The 20,326-nt window shown below is 39.2% G+C and carries 22 protein-coding genes; 15 read left to right on the top strand and 7 right to left on the bottom strand.

Translation table 11 applies throughout. The features are described 5' to 3' along the window. Nucleotides 1-6: 6 nt before the first annotated feature. From CSV64_RS07205 to mdh, 8 genes are read left to right on the top strand one after another with little or no spacing between them, the layout of a single operon-like run. Nucleotides 7-294 (top strand): BMC domain-containing protein, encoded by a 288-nt coding sequence (locus CSV64_RS07205; protein ID WP_099634072.1) that lies wholly within the window; start codon nucleotides 7-9, stop codon nucleotides 292-294. Between the two features lie 32 nt (nucleotides 295-326). Beyond that, nucleotides 327-599 (top strand): EutN/CcmL family microcompartment protein, encoded by a 273-nt coding sequence (locus tag CSV64_RS07200; protein WP_099634071.1) that lies wholly within the window; start codon nucleotides 327-329, stop codon nucleotides 597-599. A gap of 6 nt (nucleotides 600-605) precedes the next feature. After that, nucleotides 606-884 carry a BMC domain-containing protein gene (locus CSV64_RS07195; protein ID WP_099634070.1) on the top strand — a complete coding sequence of 93 codons (279 nt, stop codon included), beginning with the start codon at nucleotides 606-608 and terminating at the stop codon, nucleotides 882-884. Between the two features lie 19 nt (nucleotides 885-903). Beyond that, nucleotides 904-1,191: a BMC domain-containing protein gene (locus CSV64_RS07190; RefSeq protein WP_099634069.1), complete on the top strand. Its 288-nt coding sequence runs from the start codon at nucleotides 904-906 to the stop codon at nucleotides 1,189-1,191. 18 nt (nucleotides 1,192-1,209) lie between these two features. Continuing rightward, nucleotides 1,210-1,866, top strand: coding sequence for a phosphate propanoyltransferase (gene pduL, locus CSV64_RS07185; protein WP_099634068.1), 657 nt, complete (start codon nucleotides 1,210-1,212; stop codon nucleotides 1,864-1,866). Further along, nucleotides 1,859-2,461: a hypothetical protein gene (locus tag CSV64_RS07180; protein WP_099634067.1), complete on the top strand. Its 603-nt coding sequence runs from the start codon at nucleotides 1,859-1,861 to the stop codon at nucleotides 2,459-2,461. Before pduL ends, CSV64_RS07180 begins: the two co-directional genes overlap by 8 nt. 25 nt (nucleotides 2,462-2,486) lie before the next feature. After that, nucleotides 2,487-2,876, top strand: a complete 390-nt coding sequence (locus tag CSV64_RS17040) for a BMC domain-containing protein (RefSeq protein WP_099634066.1) — start codon at nucleotides 2,487-2,489, stop codon at nucleotides 2,874-2,876. Nucleotides 2,877-2,905: 29 nt separating this feature from the next. Beyond that, on the top strand, nucleotides 2,906-3,856 hold the full coding sequence (gene mdh / locus CSV64_RS07170) for a malate dehydrogenase (RefSeq protein ID WP_099634065.1): 951 nt from the start codon (nucleotides 2,906-2,908) through the stop codon (nucleotides 3,854-3,856). 317 nt (nucleotides 3,857-4,173) lie between these two features. Here mdh and CSV64_RS07165 read toward each other — a convergent pair whose 3' ends face one another. Beyond that, nucleotides 4,174-5,019 carry an MBL fold metallo-hydrolase gene (locus tag CSV64_RS07165; protein ID WP_369823512.1) on the bottom strand — a complete coding sequence of 282 codons (846 nt, stop codon included), beginning with the start codon at nucleotides 5,017-5,019 and terminating at the stop codon, nucleotides 4,174-4,176. 269 nt (nucleotides 5,020-5,288) lie between these two features. Between CSV64_RS07165 and CSV64_RS07160 the strand changes: the two genes are divergently transcribed. Together CSV64_RS07160 and CSV64_RS07155 are read left to right on the top strand one after the other, a co-directional pair. After that, nucleotides 5,289-5,915: a LysE family transporter gene (locus tag CSV64_RS07160; RefSeq protein WP_099634063.1), complete on the top strand. Its 627-nt coding sequence runs from the start codon at nucleotides 5,289-5,291 to the stop codon at nucleotides 5,913-5,915. 141 nt (nucleotides 5,916-6,056) lie between these two features. Continuing rightward, nucleotides 6,057-7,289, top strand: a complete 1,233-nt coding sequence (locus tag CSV64_RS07155; RefSeq protein WP_099634062.1) for an MFS transporter — start codon at nucleotides 6,057-6,059, stop codon at nucleotides 7,287-7,289. A 69-nt stretch (nucleotides 7,290-7,358) separates the two neighbouring features. On the opposite strand, the gene CSV64_RS07150 is transcribed toward CSV64_RS07155, so the two are convergent. Together CSV64_RS07150 and CSV64_RS07145 are read right to left on the bottom strand one after the other, a co-directional pair. After that, a complete protein-coding gene (locus tag CSV64_RS07150; RefSeq protein ID WP_099634061.1) occupies nucleotides 7,359-7,634 on the bottom strand; it encodes a YqhV family protein in 276 nt (91 codons plus the stop codon). Nucleotides 7,635-7,856: 222 nt separating this feature from the next. Next, on the bottom strand, nucleotides 7,857-8,423 hold the full coding sequence (locus CSV64_RS07145) for a DUF2179 domain-containing protein (RefSeq protein WP_099634060.1): 567 nt from the start codon (nucleotides 8,421-8,423) through the stop codon (nucleotides 7,857-7,859). A gap of 159 nt (nucleotides 8,424-8,582) precedes the next feature. Between CSV64_RS07145 and CSV64_RS07140 the strand changes: the two genes are divergently transcribed. The 4 genes from CSV64_RS07140 to groL all read left to right on the top strand — a co-directional run bounded on the left by CSV64_RS07140 (nucleotide 8,583) and on the right by groL (nucleotide 11,994). Further along, nucleotides 8,583-9,227, top strand: a complete 645-nt coding sequence (locus CSV64_RS07140; RefSeq protein ID WP_099634059.1) for a hypothetical protein — start codon at nucleotides 8,583-8,585, stop codon at nucleotides 9,225-9,227. Between the two features lie 338 nt (nucleotides 9,228-9,565). Beyond that, the gene (locus tag CSV64_RS07135) at nucleotides 9,566-9,772 is read left to right on the top strand and encodes a hypothetical protein (protein WP_099634058.1); all 207 of its coding nucleotides are present in this window, start codon (nucleotides 9,566-9,568) and stop codon (nucleotides 9,770-9,772) included. Nucleotides 9,773-10,050: 278 nt separating this feature from the next. Continuing rightward, a complete protein-coding gene (groES, locus tag CSV64_RS07130) occupies nucleotides 10,051-10,335 on the top strand; it encodes a co-chaperone GroES (protein ID WP_099634057.1) in 285 nt (94 codons plus the stop codon). Nucleotides 10,336-10,368: 33 nt separating this feature from the next. Continuing rightward, the gene (gene groL, locus CSV64_RS07125) at nucleotides 10,369-11,994 is read left to right on the top strand and encodes a chaperonin GroEL (protein ID WP_099634056.1); all 1,626 of its coding nucleotides are present in this window, start codon (nucleotides 10,369-10,371) and stop codon (nucleotides 11,992-11,994) included. A 107-nt stretch (nucleotides 11,995-12,101) separates the two neighbouring features. Here groL and CSV64_RS07120 read toward each other — a convergent pair whose 3' ends face one another. The 4 genes from CSV64_RS07120 to adhP form a co-directional block, all read right to left on the bottom strand. After that, on the bottom strand, nucleotides 12,102-13,076 hold the full coding sequence (locus CSV64_RS07120; RefSeq protein ID WP_099634055.1) for an NAD(P)H-quinone oxidoreductase: 975 nt from the start codon (nucleotides 13,074-13,076) through the stop codon (nucleotides 12,102-12,104). A 402-nt stretch (nucleotides 13,077-13,478) separates the two neighbouring features. Beyond that, the gene (locus CSV64_RS07115; RefSeq protein ID WP_099634054.1) at nucleotides 13,479-14,660 is read right to left on the bottom strand and encodes an MFS transporter; all 1,182 of its coding nucleotides are present in this window, start codon (nucleotides 14,658-14,660) and stop codon (nucleotides 13,479-13,481) included. 434 nt (nucleotides 14,661-15,094) lie between these two features. After that, complete coding sequence (locus CSV64_RS07110) at nucleotides 15,095-15,322, bottom strand: hypothetical protein (RefSeq protein WP_099634053.1); 228 nt, start codon at nucleotides 15,320-15,322, stop codon at nucleotides 15,095-15,097. 302 nt (nucleotides 15,323-15,624) lie between these two features. Beyond that, nucleotides 15,625-16,638 carry an alcohol dehydrogenase AdhP gene (adhP, locus tag CSV64_RS07105; protein ID WP_099634124.1) on the bottom strand — a complete coding sequence of 338 codons (1,014 nt, stop codon included), beginning with the start codon at nucleotides 16,636-16,638 and terminating at the stop codon, nucleotides 15,625-15,627. A 462-nt stretch (nucleotides 16,639-17,100) separates the two neighbouring features. Between adhP and CSV64_RS07100 the strand changes: the two genes are divergently transcribed. Continuing rightward, on the top strand, nucleotides 17,101-20,322 hold the full coding sequence (locus tag CSV64_RS07100; RefSeq protein WP_099634052.1) for a hypothetical protein: 3,222 nt from the start codon (nucleotides 17,101-17,103) through the stop codon (nucleotides 20,320-20,322). Nucleotides 20,323-20,326 lie beyond the last annotated feature (4 nt).

Here is a 20,326-nt window from a genome sequence, read left to right as displayed (position 1 = left end):
ATTAGAATGAATGAAATCAATGGGGCATTAGGGATGATAGAAACAAAAGGCTTGGTAGCCGCGTTAGAGGCAGCAGATGCAATGGTCAAAGCAGCGAATGTACAAATTATTGGTAAGACACATGTCGGTGGTGGCATCGTAACTGTTCTTGTAACAGGTGACGTAGGAGCGGTGAAAGCAGCCACTGAATCAGGAAGTGCAGCTGCAAGCAGAGTAGGAGAATTACTTTCTGTTCATGTAATACCAAGACCGCATAATGAAATTTCTGGCATACTGCCAAGAGTAAGTTCTTGAAACAGATTTGAAGCGAAGGCAGGTGATCAGGAATGTTACTGGGTACTGTCATAGAAAATATTTGGGCAACCCGTAAAGAGGACGGATTAACAGGTTTAACCTTCCTTGTCATACAACCAGGCGTAGATCAGAAACATATATCTTCTGAGATGCCGATTATAGCGGTGGATCGTATAGGTGCCGGGATAGGAGATAGAGTGATAGTTACACAAGGTTCTCCTGCAGGTGCTGTTCAAATGGATTTAAAGATTCCAATTGATGCTATCGTGATCGGTATTGTAGACACACCTACGAATGGAACGTGATGAAAAATGAATGAAGCATTAGGCATGATAGAAGTCTATGGAGTTGCCCACTCTATCCTTATTGCAGATTCCATGCTGAAGACAGCAAATATTCGTGTAATCTCAACAGAAGAAGTAAGTCAAGCGTATTATACAATAGTCATTGCAGGGGATGTAGACTCCGTTCACTTGGCAATTGAACATGGGAGAGAAATTGCCGGAAAAGCAAGTGTACTTATTGCATCAAAAGTAATAGCGAGACAGATGAAAGAGACGATCACTAGTTTGTTGAAAAATAATGTATGAAAAATAGGAGGAATACAATATGAGTAGCGAAGCTTTAGGAATGATAGAAACAAAAGGGTTAGTAGCATCTATAGAAGCTGCAGATGCAATGGTGAAATCTGCAAATGTGCAAGTGGTAGGTAAAGTCCATGTGGGTGGAGGGATTGTAACTATTCTAGTAAGAGGTGATGTCGGAGCTGTGAAAGCGGCGACAGAATCAGGGGCTACTGCAGCTCAACGAGTAGGCGAGCTAATTTCAGTGCATGTAATACCGAGACCTCATAATGAAATAGAGAGCTTATTGCCAAAAATGGATTCATTAAATTGAGACTAAGGGGGGAACTTCATGGACGGGGAGGTAATTCAAGCAATTGTGGAAGACGTGATAAAAGAAATGACTACAGGTACATCAAATAGTCGTGCCATCCCAATATCTATTTCAGCAAGACATTGTCATTTGTGTCAAAAGGATATTGAAACATTATTTGGACCAGGGTACGAATTAACGAAAAGGTCAGAACTATCGCAACCTGGACAATTTGCAGCGAATGAAACTGTCACTTTGATAGGGCCGCGTGACAGTATACATTCTGTACGTATCCTAGGACCCGCTCGTAGTGTATCTCAAGTAGAAGTGAGCAAAACGGATGGGGTGAAATTAGGAATAAATCCTCCGTTGCGCGAATCTGGAGATATTAAAAATTCAGCTTCTATTACGTTAGTGGGCACTAAAGGAAGTGTGTATTTAAAAGAAGGACTGATTGTTGCAAAAGCGCATATTCACATGCGTCCAAAAGATGCCCAAACACTCAAAGTAGATAATGGCGATTATGTAAAAGTGACAGTACAAAATGAGAGACCTGTGACTTTTGAAAAAGTGCTTATCCGTGTGTCTCCCAACTACATAACGGATATGCATATTGACACGGATGAAGCGAATGCGGGTGCTATTGAAAATGGCTCGTTCGGAAAAATTCGTCACATAGAGAAGAATAATGAATAAGAAAAAAGTGATCGAGGACATAGTTCAAGAAGTGTTAAATCAGTTGGGGAAATCAAAGTTGTATGGAAATGATATATCACTTCCTCTATTATATGTCCACCAAGCTGATGATGAAGCTATTCAAATGCTGAAAAAGAAATGGGAAGTAACTGATGACTTAAAGGAAAGTGTAGACCATGTGCTGTTTTGTGCCGTTTCACAAAACACGCTTGTAAAAGGTGCGCTAGGTTTAGCGGATGATCCGTGTAGTAAGTTGCTTGCCACGTTTTTATTAAATGGAAAGAAAGTAACGATGATCCCATCAAAGGACTTGGAGTGGTTACTACACTCTGACAAAAAGGACACACCATATACACGTCACCTGTTAGCGTATAAAGAACAGCTTGAAAAATTTGGCGTGCAGTTCGTTAGATTGAATGAGTTTACTATGCTTTCTACACAGGAAAAATCACCTTCAGTCGACAAACTATTAACAGAAAAAATAGTGAAAAGCATTACAAGTAAAAATATTTTCGTTAGACGTGCCACCATTGTCACTCCATTGGCACGTGACACTGCCAAGGAGCTTGGAAAAGTAATAAAAGTAATTGAATGAGCATTCAAGCGAAGAGGTGAATATTTTGGGGAAAGCAATTGGTATGATTGAGACAAAAGGCTTTATTGGGTCTATTGAAGCAGCGGATACTATGCTTAAGTCTGCAGATGTTCATTTAATAAAACATGAACAAATCGATGCAGGGCTTGTCACGGTAGTAATTGAAGGTGATGTTGGTGCGGTAACAGCGGCTATTGAAGCAGGGAAAGTCGCTGCTGCTAGGGTTGGTGAACTTATTGCGAGCCATACAATACCAAACATTGATGAATCGATGTCGAAATTAATATTACCAAATGCAGAGACTACGGTGAAGAAAAAGCAGAAAAAGAATGTAGAAGTAGAAAGTATTCCAAAACATGTTGCTAAGCCTAGACTAATGGACGAAGAAACTAAAAGTGAGAAAACAAAAAAGTGAAGCTGAAATAAATAAAAGGGGGTTACATCTTGGCGTTTATCCGGAATAAAATTACAGTCATCGGCGCTGGAAATACTGGATCTACTGTTGCCCTTTTGCTGGCACAAAAAGAGTTAGGGGATATAGTGCTAGTTGATGTCCCTACTTTAGAGAATGCAGCTAAAGGAAAAGCTTTAGATATCCAGCAAAGCGGCCCTATACAGGGAACAAATTCAAAAATTGTTAGCACGTCTAATTACGAAGATATTCGGGATTCGGATTTCGTTATCATTACAGCAGGTATCGCGCGTAAACCTGGTATGAGCAGAGACGAACTAGTGACAACAAACACCAAAATTATGCAGGACGTTTCAGAGAAAATTGCCTATTATGCTCCAGAGTGCTATGTATTAGTTTTAAGTAATCCAGTGGATGCAATGACTTATGTTTGTTATAAAACTACGGGCTTTTCTAAAAATCGCGTAATTGGTCAATCCGGGGTATTAGATACAGCACGGTTTAATACATTTGTCGCAATGGAACTGAAAATATCGGTAGAAGATGTATCAGGATTTGTATTGGGTGGACATGGGGATGATATGGTACCCCTCATTCAATATTCTCATGTGGGGGGGATCCCATTAGATAAATTGATATCTTCTGAAAAGATACAAAAGATAGTGGAACGCACCCGAAAAGGTGGAGGAGAAATTGTTAGCTTACTAGGTCAAGGGAGTGCATATTACGCCCCTGCTGCAGCACTTGTTCAGATGGCAGAAGCTATTTTATTAGATAAAAAACGAATATTGCCAGCGATTGCTTACTTAGATGGAGAGTATGGGTTTAAAGATATTTATTTTGGAGTCCCTACAATACTTGGCGGTAATGGAATTGAAAGCATTATTGAATTACCTTTAGACGAAAAGGAAAAAAATGCATTGAACCGATCTGCGAATTCAGTTCAGAAGATTTTAGAATCGATTAATGTGCTCTATAAATAGTGTGCTAAGAAAGTGAATCTTCTTGCTCACGTGTCTCTTAAGTTAATGTCGTAATTATTGAAGTTAGTTTGATAATTGAACCCGAGTATAACGAATTAGTTTCTTGAGTAATCAGTCGAGAGACTTTTTTGTTGTTTTCAAAGTAAAGCAGTAACTAAAGAAACGGGTACCAGGTCCCCACATAATTACCGCACAATCCGGATAGTTTGAAAAGAGAATGATAGTGATTACTATATAGAAAACAGTGTCAACTCCAAGAAATCGAAGCTGACGATTTTTGAAAACTAAAACGTGATAAATAATTCACATTCAATGTTTCAATCTCTATCTTTATCAACAAACTCACCATAATCCGGAACCGCAATACGGTCAAAGTCATCAACTAACTTTTTTAGACTGTCAGCTAGTAACTCTTTCTCCATAGGCAGTCCATGGCCCGTTATGGCGACAGATGGTTGTAACGCTTGTAGTTTGATCACAGAGTCTAAAGCAGCCTCCCAATCCGTTGTTAAATAGCGCGGCGGACCACTTATTTCTTGTTCTTGCGTCAGCACTTTATACAGATATTCCTGTTTTACAGTTACAAATGCATCTCCGACAAGTAAAGCCTTGTCCTTCTGCCTGAAGAACGATACATGACCCGGTGAATGACCTGGTGTGTGAATCCATTTAAATTCTTGCAAGAAAGGAACACTGCCGTCTGGTGGTAAGCTTTTGATATGGTCTCCTAATTGAATAGGATCCGTTGGAAAAATAGAAGACATCTTAGAAACCATTCCACCTTCTACACTCGTATCAGGGTCTGGATAACTGGATACTCCGGTTAAAAACGGTAGCTCTAATTCATGAGCGTATACCGGCACATCCCAATGCTTCACCAAATCAATGACTGCCCCTACGTGATCAAAATGTCCATGCGTTAAAATTATAGCTTTCGGACGAGCATTCGCACCAAAACGCTCTTCTACGACCGCGATAATTTTCTTTGCGGAGTAAGGCATACCAGCATCAATCAAAACAAAATCCTTTGTATTTGGATGCCCTACTAAAACAATATTCACAATTTGTATGGTATGGCAATAGATATCCGGTAACACTTCAATGCCTGAACCACTTCCAATAGATGTAGCCCATATATATTTATAATCTTCTCCGTTAGACAGTTGTTGATCCAAGAAGACACCCCATTCCTCGTTTATACTACATATCTTCGTTATCTACTTTCAGTATTTACAAAATGGAAGCTATTATTCAATCCATTTGAAGACGGCATGAGGTCTCCAGGTGTTTCTCATGATAAATACTTAAAGATAGACTGAGCTGCCAACATTCGTAGTACATGGAAAAATATTCTGAAATCTCTCCTAAAAAGTCCTATCCGTCATTATTTTCGAATAAAATGCATGGACTGTATTTCAAAGGGGGGAGATTTGTGAATTCACTGTTTGTCTATATACTCTTGGGCGCATCTTTAGCTGCGCCAATAGGTCCTGTTAAAACCGTTCTGTTAAATACGGGAATAAAAAGAGGTTTTTTTCATGCTTGGGCTTTTAGTTTTGGTTCCGTGATAACGGATATTATGTATATGTTCCTCGTGTACTTTGGCGTTGGACAATTTATTGAATATCCTTTAATTAAGATCATTCTCTGGTCGTTCGGGTGTTTTGTTCTTATGTACACAGGTATAGAAAATTTGCTGACGTTGAATAAAATTGAAACGAGTTGGAAATTCGGTAAAAGAGTCAGACTAAGAACCACCATGCTGACCGGATTTTTGATGTCATTGTTGAATCCGTTGACTATTATTTTTTGGTTAGGTATATACGGTTCCATTCTTGCAAAAACATCTGGTGGCACAACGGAACATCAAATCATTATAAACAGTCTGGCCATTTTGTCAGGAATTATGATTGTGGATTTGATTATGGCCATTTTATCCAGTGGGGCACGCAAGCTCTTATCCGATCGACTTTTAATAATTGTTTCCATTATTTCTTCTATATCTATGATCGGTTTTGGAATTTACTTCGGGATCGAGGCTTATCAAGCGTTATTTTAACTAATCTTCGCTGGGATGTTTTCGTATGGTGTTTTACATATAATGTTAGCAACGATAATGAAATAAGTAGTCGAGTATAAAAAAATCACGTTAGGAAATCATACCTTTAATCTGTAGAACAAAATAAGTAGAGGTGTGGTAATGGAAAAAGGTGCTGACAAAGTTAGTGTATGGTGCATTGTAAGTCTAGCCTCAATTCCTCTTATTATGACGCTGGGGAATTCCATGCTCATACCCGTACTTCCCTTATTGGAAGACAAAGTGGGAATTACATCGTTTCAATCGAGTATGATCATTACCAGTTATTCGGTGGCGGCTATTTTCCTTATACCAGTAGCGGGATACTTGTCGGACCGCTTCGGACGGAAGATGGTGATATTGCCAAGTTTGGTTTTGGCCTTGATCGGAGGTCTCATTGCAGGATTTGCTTCGTGGAAAATGGATGACCCGTATACGATGATTATTATCGGCCGGGTATTACAAGGTATGGGAGCGGCTGGTGCTATGCCGATCGTTTTACCGCTTGTAGGGGATTTGTATAAAGATGATAGCGAGAAAAGCAGTAATTGTTTAGGGATTATTGAAACGTCGAACACGTTTGGTAAAGTATTAGCACCTATTTTAGGATCAGTATTTGCTGCTGTATTATGGTTCCTGCCGTTCTTCTCTATTTCCGCACTCAGTGTCATTTCGTTTGTACTGATCTTTTTCTTTGTTAAAGTGCCGAAAGAGAAAGATGAACCAGTAAAGTTTAAGGTGTTTATACAGAACACGAAGAAAATATTTGCGTCAGAAGGTAAATGGTTGTATACCGTCTTTCTCAATGGAGTTCTCGTTATGCTGGTATTATTCAGTATGTTGTTTTTTCTCTCAGAAAATCTTGAAAAAACACATGATATTATGGGGATCAAGAAAGGCTTTGTTTTAGCCATTCCGCTATTATTCCTATGCATTGCTTCCTATTTATCAGGGCGTAAAATTAAAGGCGATCTGAAAACGATAAAAAGGTTAATGATCATTTGCTTAATTGTCATGTCAGCCAGTGTCGTTTTCGTTGGCTTCACAAGCAAAAAGTTGATTTTCTTGTTAATCGTGACAACTATTGTGGGTGTAGCCATTGGCGCCTTATTGCCTGCATTGGATGCAATTATAACGGAAAACATTGAAAAAGAGCTTCGAGGCACTGTGTCCTCATTTTATAGTTCAGCAAGATTTATCGGGGTAGCAGCAGGCCCGCCTTTGATGTCAATTGCGATGAAAGATTTTCTCGTCGGCAGTTATATTATCGCCGCTGTACTGGGAGTCATTTTGACTGTTATGGTTTTTAAGTTTATTAACATTGAGGAAATTGAAGAATCGAATTCAGAAAATTAAAATGGACCCGACAGTCATGTTGAACTGTCAGGTCCATTTCTATTTTCGAATATGTACGGAATGAAGAATTTATTTGGATTTTAAACTAAACAGAATGAGGAAGATTCCTGCAAACAGACAAATCATCCGTACTAAAGATATTTTTTCCGTGAGACCGTGCAAGGCTATTCCGGTCGTAACAATTAAGATAAAAGGGCCTACTAATGCAAGTAACGAGTTAATATAAAACGCCTTTTCCAAGTCATTAAATTTAAACATCAATGCGGCAGCTGAGATTTCTATACTTCCTGAAATAACTCGTAAGATGATAATGAAAAGTAGCGCTCTTTCTATTATCGCAACCACGTCCTCTGATTGTATTTATGCTTACTATATGCAATACATCCATAAGTTATTTAACCCCCTCATACACAACAGTTACGTGTGTTATTTCATGTTCGATTGGAATATATGCAATGGTGTCCGTGCTTACGTATGAGGCCCTGCACATTTTCGTTCTATACATCGGTAGTAGATGAGTAGAATGGGGTAGTCGGAAGAACGGCAAGCGACTACCGCCATAGCTGATCACTTCGAAGGTGTTGAAGAGACTTCATGCTCCTTTTTAGGTATGTTTTTTTTCCTTCTTTTCATAGCTTTTAGCAAATAACCGCCTTTGAACTTTCTAGGTTCATAGGTGATAATAAATGCGTTTGGCTGATATTCACCAATCATGTCATATAAACCTTCTTCTTGATTTCTCTTCGTCAAGATTTCAAGTTTGTACCTGATACTGTCTCGTCCGGTACCTTCAAATACGGTTACACCATAACCTTCTTCTCGAAGTTTATTGATGAGAGGTTGGTTCAATGCAGGGATATTTACTTGTATGCATGTGTAGCCAATTGCAAGCTTTTCTTCTACCATGGTTCCGATATAGATACCGATACTGAACCCAAGTGCATAGACGAGCATGCTCCAGAAACTTTGTTCTCCGTCAAATACAAGCGATAAACCAAAGATATAGATCAATGATTCCACAGTACCTAGGAGTGTAGCTTGTGTTCTAAGCTGCTTCACGATGAAGATTGTACGTAAGGTAAAGCAAGGAACGTACAGCAACTGCAATAGCAAAATCATGAGGATGTTATTCATTACACATCTCCCTTAAGACATTTAGAGGAACTATTGTTATTGTATTCTACTCGTCTTGCATTTAAGAACTGGGTACCGAACCGGGTACCAGGTCCCCACACAATTCCCACACAATTCAAGGATGGCTTTAGAAGACGACTAGGAAGAAGGGGTGCTACAATGTCGATTAATCAACAGTTATCTCGGCTGTATACAGATTGGAAAGATGAAAATCCGGGTCACTTTGTAAGTGGTGGGGTTGTCGATGAGGCTCGCTATGCGCAATGTGAAACGAAGGTTCTGTATTTACTGAAGGAAGTGAATGATCCCGGTCAAGAAAGTGACTGGTCACTTGTGGATTTTATTCATTCGCAGATTAAGACATCAACGTTTTATCGATCGACTGGCATTCTGGGTATATGGAATTTCGGTCTGCAGCATGGACTTCCTTCACATCAGTCAATCATTGCGGAGCAAGAGAAGAATATGGCCGACGGGTTGTCGAGTATTGCTATCACCAATCTAAAGAAGAGTGGTGGCGGTGGAAGTAGTAATATGGACGATATTTTAAAGCAAGCTGAGTCTTCAAAAGAATTATGGATGAAAGAAATTGAATTGATTAACCCTGATGTTGTTGTGTGCTGTGGCACGTTCTCGGTCGTTACATCAGTAGTAGGTTTTCAGACAGAAATCTGTGATTCCGGTGCGCTTTATGGAGATGCTCTTGGCACGCGCTTTGTTGAATTTATGCATCCGATGTATCGTGTCAGTCCGAAGATTATTTATGCTTATTTCAAGGAAACTATGCAGTCATGCCGTTCATAAAAAAAGGGTACTGATTCACTAAATAAATTAGAAAACTTAACAGATCAACAACAAAAAGCCTCCTTGGTTGAGAAATCAGCCAAGGAGATTTTTTGTTATTGTTTTATTGTTCATAAACAGAATTAGTTCAGATACTTCGGTTATATGTCTCGGGGGAAACTTTATTTCCATGCAGAAGAGTCTAGTGGATTCTATAGTTGGATGCAAGACGCCAAAAAGTTCATGCACAGTAAAGTGTCGAATTACTTTTCAGTGGAGCGCTTTGACCGGCTTTTGAAGTGTTAGTCCATGATTACGGCGTCCATAAAAATGTAATAGAAAACAAGGTGCCTACGATAGTGCGGAAAAGTCAGCAGCAGACTTTAGCGAATATCAATGTCTTGGTGAGCGAACAAAAACAAATGAAATTGCAGGAAAGTACAGCGCTAAAAGTGAAAAAGAAGAGGAAGCTAGGCATACTCATTTGGGTGTTGGCAAGTCGCCGTAATGCCATTCACTCGGTTATGGCATCCCTTTCACCCAAAAAGGATCCCCATATACAGTAATCTTGTTTTAGTATAAAATAAAAAGTTAAAACCTCTATTGACAGAATACTTTACATTTTGTATATTTTAAACAACAAAGAAAACTGATTTCATATGCGGAAAATCGGTTGGCGAGTTAGATAAAAGCTATTCCTGTTCACGTTACCGATGCAGAGTTAGTTGCTATCTCCCATACAGGTCATATGATTCGGCTAAAGCAACCGGCAGTATCAGCAGAAAAACTACGTAATTGGATTGAATCAGCCGTTCCACAATAATGAAATGGAGGTATCGTGAATATGTTAAAGCCATTAGGTGATCGAATTGTAATTGAATTAACGAAAGTGAAAGATACAACAGTAAGCGGGATTGTTTTACCAGATTCTGCACAAGATAAGCCGCAACAAGGAAAAGTAGTTGCTGTTGGGACTGGCCGTGTACTTGCTGATGGCCAACGAACAGAATTGGAAGTAAAGGAAGGGGATCAAATCCTTTTCTCTACATATGCAGGTACGGAAGTGAAATTTGAAGGAAATGAATATTTAATTCTAAGTGAAAATGATATATTGGCGATTATTGGATAATGAAGTACAGACAAAAGAAGGGGGATGTTAGCTATGGCGAAAGAGATTAAATTTAACGAAGATGCGCGTAATGCTATGTTGCGTGGAGTGGATACATTAGCAGATGCAGTAAAGGTTACACTCGGACCTAAGGGACGCAATGTAGTGTTAGAGAGAAAGTTCGGTTCACCTTTAATTACGAATGATGGTGTCACCATAGCTAAGGAAATAGAATTAGAAGACGCATTCGAAAATATGGGTGCTAAATTAGTAGCAGAAGTTGCTTCTAAGACGAATGAAATTGCTGGTGACGGTACAACGACAGCAACGGTTCTTGCACAGGCCATGATCCGTGAAGGACTGAAGAATGTAACAGCTGGAGCCAATCCAGTGGGGATTCGTAGAGGAATCGAGAAAGCGGTTTCCGTAGCGGTAGAAGAACTACAAGCCATCTCTGATGTGATTGATAGCAAACAAGAAATTGCACAAGTTGCGTCCATTTCTTCTGGCGACAATGAAGTCGGTAATTTAATCGCTGAAGCAATGGAGCGTGTTGGAAAAGATGGCGTAATCACAATTGAAGAATCAAAAGGCTTCCATACAGAACTTGAAGTAGTTGAAGGGATGCAGTTTGACCGGGGGTATGCCTCGTCGTATATGTCTACCGATATGGATAAGATGGAAGCGGTACTTGAGAAGCCCTATATTTTAATTACGGATAAGAAAATTACGAGCATACAAGAAATTTTGCCCGTATTGGAACAGGTCGTTCAGCAAGGAAAACCACTTCTTATTATTGCGGAAGATATTGAAGGCGAAGCACTCGCTACACTAGTAGTTAACAAACTTCGTGGTACTTTCACGGCTGTGGCAGTAAAAGCACCTGGCTTTGGCGACCGCCGTAAAGCGATGCTTGAAGATATCGCTATTTTAACGGGCGGACACGTCATCTCAGAAGATATTGGGTTGGATGTAAAAACGACTGAAATTACTCAATTAGGATGTGCTGCTAAAGTCGTTGTGACGAAAGATGGTACAACCATTGTTGAAGGTTTCGGTGAGTCAGATGCAATTGCAAGTCGGGTAGGTACACTACGGGCGCAATTAGAAGATACAACTTCAGAATTTGATAGTGAAAAACTACAAGAACGTCTAGCAAAACTAGCTGGCGGAGTGGCCGTTATTAAAGTAGGCGCAGCGACTGAAACAGAACTTAATGAGCTGACATTACGCATTGAAGATGCATTGAATGCAACGCGTGCCGCTGTTGAAGAAGGTATCGTAGCGGGTGGGGGAACTGCGCTTGTTAATGTGTATAGCAAGGTAGAAGCGAGTCTTGAAGAGACAGAAGGCGATGTGGCAACGGGTGTACGAATCGTTTTACGTGCATTAGAAGAGCCTGTTAGACAAATTGCGAATAACGCTGGCCTTGAGGGCTCAATCATTGTAGATCGTCTAAAACGTGAAGAGCTTGGTATGGGCTTCAATGCTGCCGATAATAGTTGGGTTAATATGGTCCAAGCTGGTATCATTGATCCAACGAAAGTGACGCGTTCGGCATTACAGAACGCAGCATCTGTCGCCGCGATGTTATTAACAACGGAAGCGGTAATCGCAGACGTGGGGGGCAGAGACCCTATGGAAGGCATGGGAGATATGGGTCACGGTCACATGCACTAAAAAGTAAAATAACATCCCTTTCGTACATGTGAAAAACCAAGTACGAAAGGGATTTTTAATTTGTTATGTAAGTCTGTACTGGCTATAACCAACATCATCACTACACTTTAATCATTCACTTTGATAATGATTTTGCCAATATTTTTATTCTCTTCCATATAAGTATGGGCTTCATTTATTTTATCCATATCCCAAACCGAGTCAATAACTGGTTCAAGCTTACCACTTTCAAATAAAGGAATGGCATACTCACTGAACTCTCTCGTCAACTTAATTTTATTCTCAATAGGCTGAACACGTAGCATCGTACCGATCAACTGAATACGTGGAATCTTTAAATCCATTAAGTTTACCTCTTGAACTATACGTCCACCCAAGACACCGACCAATAGTAACTTACCATCCACATCCAACGACTGGATATTTTGCTCAAAATACGGAGCCCCGATGAAGTCGAGAACGATATTGACGCCTTTTCCATCAGTAGCTTTCAAGACCTCTTCAACAAATGGCCCTGCTCTGTAATCAATTGCTTTGCTTGCGCCTAGTTCCATACAAAAAGCACGTTTGCTGTCCGTTCCTGCCGTAATAATCGAACGAGCACCTGCTTCTCTAACTAACTGAATGGCAGCCGTTCCGACCCCACTAGCACCTGCGTGGATTAGTACGTCATCACCAGCTTGTAAATTTCCTAACGTGTATAAATTCAAGTAAGCAGTTAAAAACACTTCAGGAATCGCAGCGGCTTGTTCGAATGAAAAGTTTACAGGAATAGGAATCGCCATCGCTGCAGGAATCGCTACTTTTTCCGCGTAACCACTCGATGGTAAAATAGCACAGACATGATCGCCTACCTTCCAATCTGTCACTTTCGAACCAACTTCTGTCACGACACCCGCCATTTCGATACCCATGATGGGCGAAGTCCCTTCAGGTAATGGGTAATTCCCTTGTTTTTGAACAAGGTCTGCTCGATTCAATGCGGTTGTCTTGATCTCTACTAATAACTCATCTTCATGTGGAATGGGTTCAGGGAATTGTTGCATAACTAGCTTCCCATTTTCAGCTATTACAGCTTTCATGCTACCTCTCCTCAACTACAGTCGTTTTTATAGTGAAATTCAATTCCCTATACGGAATATTAATGATAGATTACAATTTCTGGTTAATTAAATCAAGTAAAATAATTCGGACTAGTCGGAATTGAAGTCGTTGTACCAGTCAATCCAAGTTGGCAAATGTAAAAGAGAACCCAGGTGAAATTACGTGTGGTTAGCAATGATTTTGGACAAACAATTAAAGTAGCATCGGATCAAAACAAGAAGTCGATAGAAGAGTTAAATTTAATTAAGTAAGAACTATCAAAAAAGCAACAAAAGAAATGATGTGAATTTCCTTTGTTGCTTTTTACTTTGGTCTTAAAATTATGTAGCTGAAGTAGTGACCTTATAGTAGAAGGAACTCTACTATAAGGTCACTATCACTCAATTAAAAGCTTTCAATCGCCGCTCATGTCTTCCATGGAGAATATAGTAAAGAAGGATGGACAACAGAATCATAAAAAAGGCTGCTAGGTAAATTCCACGATAGCCAATATGAGGAATAAAAAAACCGTATGTAAAGGGACCTAGCCCTAAACCTAACTCGAAAAGGATAAAGTATGTTGAGGTTGCTAGTCCAATGCGATGTATAGGCGTCACTTTAACTGCAATAGCTTGAGCAATTGAATTAATGCTACCATAGCCGAAACCTATCAGTATCGCTGCTAGTAAAACCATGAAACTGTAGTGTGCTTGGCTATATATGAGCATGCCAAATGCAAATAGGACGAGACAAGGATAGATGATAATATTTGCTCCATGTTGATCCATTAGACGACCGGTGAAAGGACGGGACAATAAGACGACACTTGCATACACGAGAAAGAAGAAGCTCCCCGCCTCAACTAGATCAATTTCCTTTGTAAAGAATGGAATAAACGCCATGATGGAAGAATAAATAAATCCTAGGAACATGCCTACAATGGCAATCGGTACGGCTTTTAACTCAATATATTGAGAAATGGATAATTTTTCTTTTCCCGCTGTTTTTTCCACGACAGGCGCCTGCACGAGAAAATAAAGCACAAAGATTACGCTAGCTAATACGAAATTAATGATAAACACATAGAAGAAATTTTGTGTTTGTGAAATAATCCATATACCTAAAAGTGGTCCGAGAGCGGTAGATAAAATTGTACTTAAGCTATAATATCCGATACCTTCTCCACGTCTAGAAGGGGGTATAATTTGGGCTATGATAGTTCCTGTTGCGGTACTTGCAAAACCAAACGAGACACCGTGAAGGAAGCGATTCATAAAGAAAAGTGAAAAATCTGTTGGCAACATATAAAATCCGGTCGTAAGCAAAAATCCTATTAAGCCGGTCAATAAAACTTTTTGACTTCCTGCGCTTTGAATTATACGACCAGCCCCTAACCGGCCAATTAGCGCACCGATTACAAATATACCGGATAATAAACCAGCCGTACTGGTGGATGTATGGAATGTTTCGACTGAAAATACGGCAATCGTAGAAACGAGTAAGAAGAATACCAGTGCTAGAATAAAATTGATGATAAAAATGACTATGAAGTTTTTAGTCCATAAGGTGTTTCGTTGACCCATTGCTTCTCACTCCTTTCTCAAGTGTAGGGAGATTCAGTATTTTCTAGTTATATGGGAAAAAATAGTTACAATGTGAGACTTTTGGATGTTAGAAAATCCGCTAGCCGTGTGTGTATGTCGAGGAAATCTTCTTTGGAAATAAATATGTTAGTTTGCTTCACTAACTATAATTTACAATAAGATGTACCTATTAGTCAATCAGAGTTTTGGGAAGAGTCAGACACTATATGTGTACGAGTAATTTTATTTGACTGTTTTATTGGGAATAGGACCTCATGATATCCTAACCCCATCAGTTGTGATTGAAACGACTAAACATTACGGGAGGAAATCTACCTTAACGAATACTATAAAATAGAATGGGTCCGTACATTTTGATTCAGCGAAGTATGTAAAACTACAGCCACCCCTAAAGTGGCGGCTGTATTTATTCATCAGCGTTTAAAATAGTAAAACAGCCGTGATAAACCTTTCAGAATGATCGCTAGGGCGAACAACACGATGAGGATGATTAGAATCCCCACAATGATGATCAACAGCAAGTGACCATATAAGTGTGCGAATATAACAGGCACAATTAAAAACAATCCCAACAATGCATATGCAGCGAATATCCCAAGGAAGAAGAGACATTCATTGCTTAACTTTTCACATTTCGACATAAACTTCACCTCCTTGCTGTACTATATGAAACCTTCAGTAAGGCGATGTAATGCAAGATACACGGTTGTAAATAATAAAAGTGTATTTATATACTGTAGACTCTCAATTCATTCGACGAATAGTAGGATAGGGGTTCCTGGAATAAGCAATTTCCTTCTATTATCGAATAAGAATTTGCAACACATACTATTCTCTTAACTAAATAATCCACAAAAAACGAGGCTTCCAATCGATAAACTGATTGGAAGCCTCATTCTGATGATTTGGATATGCAATTATACTGTCACAACACTACTTATAATCAATCAAACGTCAACACAATACGTCCATTAATCTGCCCTTTTTCCATCTTTTCAAGAACGGCATTCACATCGGAAAGGGGAGCCGTTTCAATCTGCGCCTTCACTTTACCGCGCGCAGCAAAATCCAACGCTTCTTTCATATCGATTCGTGTTCCAACGATAGAACCTTTTACTGTGATGCCGTTAAGAACCGTATTGAAAATAGGAATCGGTAAATCTTCGTGTGGAAGTCCAACAGCGACTAGTGTGCCGCCACGTTTAACGGAGCGATACGCTTGCTCAAATGGTACTTGGGATACTGCAACACTAATAGCCGCCTGTACGCCACCGACTTGTTTTTGAATCGCTTCCGCAGGATCTTCATTTTTGCCGTTCACTGTAATGTCGGCTCCGAGTTTCTTCGCAAGCTCTAATTTTTCATCTGCAATATCTACTGCCACAACATTGAACCCCATAGCCTTCGCATACTGTAGTGCTACGTGGCCCAATCCACCGATGCCGTAAATTGCGACCCAATCACCTGGTTTTGCACCTGAAACTTTCAATGCTTTATATGTTGTCACGCCTGCACACAGAATCGGTGCGGCTTCAACAGAGCTTAGATTTTCAGGAATCTTCGCGACGTAATCCGCAGCTGCAAGGCAATACTCCGCGTATCCGCCGTCTACTGAATAGCCACCGTTTTCTTGACTATGGCATAGTGTTTCTTTGCCTTCTAGACAATAATCACACTCACCACATGCAGAGTAGAGCCAAGGTATACCGACGCGGTCACCAATTTTTACAGACGTGACGTTCGGTCCAACAGCTTCTACAATTCCTACGCCTTCATGTCCTGGAATGAGAGGAAGTTTCGGTTTGACAGGCCAGTCACCGTTGATTGCGTGTAAGTCTGTATGACAAACGCCGCATGCTTCTAGTTTAACTAATGCCTGACCGGCTCCTGGTGTCGGTTTTAGTGTGTCTTCGATCTGCAACTTTGTCTGGAATTCTTTAACGATCGCTGCTTTCATTGTGGTCTGTTTTGTAGTACCTCTTGCGTTGCTTTTTTGTATTGCTGACTTCATGAATGATTCCTCCCTTTTCTCTTACAGGCTATCTATATGTTGGGGGTGGGGGGATTAGTACAGATGTAGTGGACACGGTGCCAGGTCCCTACACAATTCTGGAACTATTCAGACAGTTTTGCGTTCAATACCAATAGACTTCTATTCCAATGGGTTAGAGGTCTTTTTGGAGTCTGATGAAATTGGAGTGTGAAATGAGTAAGCGTATGTAATTTTGAAATATATACTTACTTAATGGAATTTCAATAAATGTTTAATTTCACCTGTAATACAGAGCTTTAGATCTACCAAATATAACTGGTAAAAAGGACTAAACTTCTTGTGGTTTTGACCGATAGCAAAACAGTAAAGTGAATCAAACTGCTATGTTTACAATGTAGACAGGATGAAGAGAAAAGAGGAGATGTAATGAAGAAAATGAAGAACAAGAACAGATGGAGGATAATATTCTTTCCGTTAATTGCAATTATGCTCGTATTTTCAACTGTTTCACCCACACTTGCTATAGCGGCAGATGAGACGGTCACAACGGTCACGTTGGATAAAAAATACACTACTGTATCAGATATTAACAAGACAGGATTTATACTTACTTTGAAATTGGCGTATGGCAAAGAATGGGCTACTGACATATTAACAAATGTAGAAAAAAAGAAAATCTTACTTGAAGCCATTATTGCCGATCAAGAAAAGGAAGAGTGGGATCAATTCAAAAGAAATATTACCGTCGAACTAAATCCACTAGATAGAACCGAGTTGATCTTAACATTACCAAGTGGAAAAGATTATAAAGCTACTGAAAACCAAGACGTGACAATCAATATTAATCCTGTGTTAATTGAAAAATGGCCAGGTGAGGTCACGCCTGTAAACTTCAAGATTTTTGCTGAGCCGAATATTTCATTAGGTGGGTCTATTACGAAGGATACAGCACTGAATAACATACAAAAGGGTGGCAAAGTAATAGAATTGCAGTTATTAAATGCCAAGTGGAATGAACAATATATAACGAACATTACTAATTTCAATGTATTGTTAGATAGCTTTAAAGACTCGAGTGTGGGTGTTTGGGATGCAGCAAAAACTCTGAAAAATACCGACCCTAACAAAACGATTTCATACTCTGATGACAAGAGAACATTAAAAATAAAATTGCCTGCCTTAAATAGTAACTACATAGGTACTGTTCAAGTTGAGGTGCCTCAAGTATTTTATACAGTTGAGAATGTAAATAGCGAAGGAATTATTAGTGAAACGGGGACGATCATTACTGGTGATCAAATATCAACAACTCCTGTTACGTTTACAATTAAATCAGATGTCACTCCTACTATGAGCATTAATGGAACGTTACAAGAAAAAGATTTAAGGGATGCATCGCCTTCGCCGAAATTGATGCTTAAATTAGAGAATGCCAAATGGGCTTTGTCTTCTGCCGAAAAGAAAAATCTTCTTCTCGAAAGTATTCAAGCAAAGGATCAGAAAGATCAGTGGGAATTAATTAAAAACAAATTATCCTCTAACAATGTAGATGTTGATGTTAATGGTTCAGTTGTCACTATTACTTTTCCTACAGTGGACAATCTTCATTTAATAAAAGACCTGAATTTGTCTATAAATATTCCTTATCAATTGCTAGAGAACGATGTGAAAATTCCTGTTCAACAATTCAGCATAAAAGCGCAACCTAAAGTTCTGTTATCTGGTACAGCAATGCCAGTTATTACGCAGACAGACTTCGCTAAAGGTGGAAAAATCGTTGTACTGACATTGGTAAATAATCAATGGGAAAACGATATAGCGATTAATACGATAAAGCGCGAAAAGCTTTTAAAAGCGTTCACATGGGGGACATCTGAAGCAGAAGTATTGGCCCGAGCAGATGTGAAACGTACAAATAATTATACTGTGACAATCAAGTTACCAGCAGTTTCCGCAAAATTTAGTGGAGACATTAAATTTAACAGCGGAGAGCTAACAGGAAAGTCTCTACTAGAATCGGATCAAAACTTCTTAAGTAAAGAGTATAATCTACAAGTTGACGCTATCAAAAATCAAGTAGCAACCATTACAGGAACTGCCACAAGTAAAATGAATGATTTGGACGTGGTAAAAGGTGGTCAAACTGTAATCATTTCTTTGAAAAATGATAGTTGGAAATCAAATCTAGAAAGTCTTCAAGCTACCAAACCGATTGTTTTAGTGACAACTAATAATAAACCAATTAGTTATAAAATAACCAGAACAAATGATACAACTGCAACTCTGAAGCTTGAGAATAACACTACGTTCGAATTGACAGAAGATCAAAATATAAATATTGCCATACCTAAAGAGCTACTTAGTGTTCGTGCATCTGAACCACTACTAGTGGAATCTGCATTTAAAGTGGCTGCTGTCACAGCGTCGTTGTCTGGAACGGGAATGAATTTGGAGACGGAAGACGTTCAAAAAGGAAGTAAAACGCTTGTTGTAACACTGAATAATGCAGAGTTTAAAGACAAATTAAGTGTTATAGAGGTAAAAGCAATGTTTAGTGGTGGATCATTGCCTTGGAATTTCGCGCCTTCTGACTACTCAGTGGCTAAAAACAAATTGACGATTAAACTGCCTGCTGTTCCAACGTATTCAACGAAAACCGCACAGTCTTTCACGTTGAAAATCAAAACTAGTTTATTAAAAGACTATGATAGTATGGGATTAAAAGAAAAGAATATAGAAAATGGAACAGTTTCAATAGGTGGGGTTGCGTCTGCGAATTTAGGACAGACATCTTTTGCAGAGTCTGAAGTTCGAGCGGGCAATCGTTCTATATCCATTACATTGGTGAATGCAGAATGGGATCCTACAATTGAAACCAATGCTAGTAAAAAAGCTGCATTACTTAAAGGATTTGTGACAACTGACCAAACAAAAGAGTGGGCGATCGCATCTTCCGCTATAGCGAAAGATGGTAAGTTTATTGTAAATAACAAAACGCTTAGTATACAATTACCAAAAAATACTAGTTACTCTATTGTACGAGATCAAAGGATAGTAGTGACTGTTCCAAAAAGTGTGCTTAGCAACTATAAGAATGATATACAAGTGAATCAAAATTTATTGATTAGAGTCCCCGTTATTCAATCTGAAGAATCATTTGCTGATATTCTCGACTCGGGATTAGCTGATTATATCGATCAATTTGGAATTAACAATATACGCATTGAAGTTCCAAAGAAGGTAATTCAGAAGGTTTACACGTATGCAACTAAACTCGGTAACAACTCACTAACTACAGTCGAAGTCGAAGCAGATGCATTTGCAAAGAAGGCAGTAGCAACAATTCATTCAGCAGATGGAGAAGTATCAAAAGAGTCGGAAGTTAGAGTGAATGGTAAATTCACTTTTGTATTTGATGATGTTCAGCCAGACAGTACTTTAGAAATTGTAGTGTACGATGATGCGGATACTCTTGTAGACTCTTCATTCAATAAAATGGTCGCAGGGAATAAAGTTTTTACAGATCTTCCTGCTAGCCCACTTGAAGGAAGTTATACATTATATTCATTACTGACAGATCAATCTTTATTGACGAACATACTTAAATATTATTCTCTTGATGACTTGAAAGTAGGAACTACCTATTAAGGAA

This window comes from Sporosarcina sp. P32b (assembly GCF_002743335.1).
In the GTDB taxonomy this organism is placed as follows: Bacteria; Bacillota; Bacilli; order Bacillales_A; family Planococcaceae; genus Sporosarcina.
Note: the sequence above shows the minus strand (reverse complement) of the source record. Positions and strands in the feature narration are given on the sequence as shown.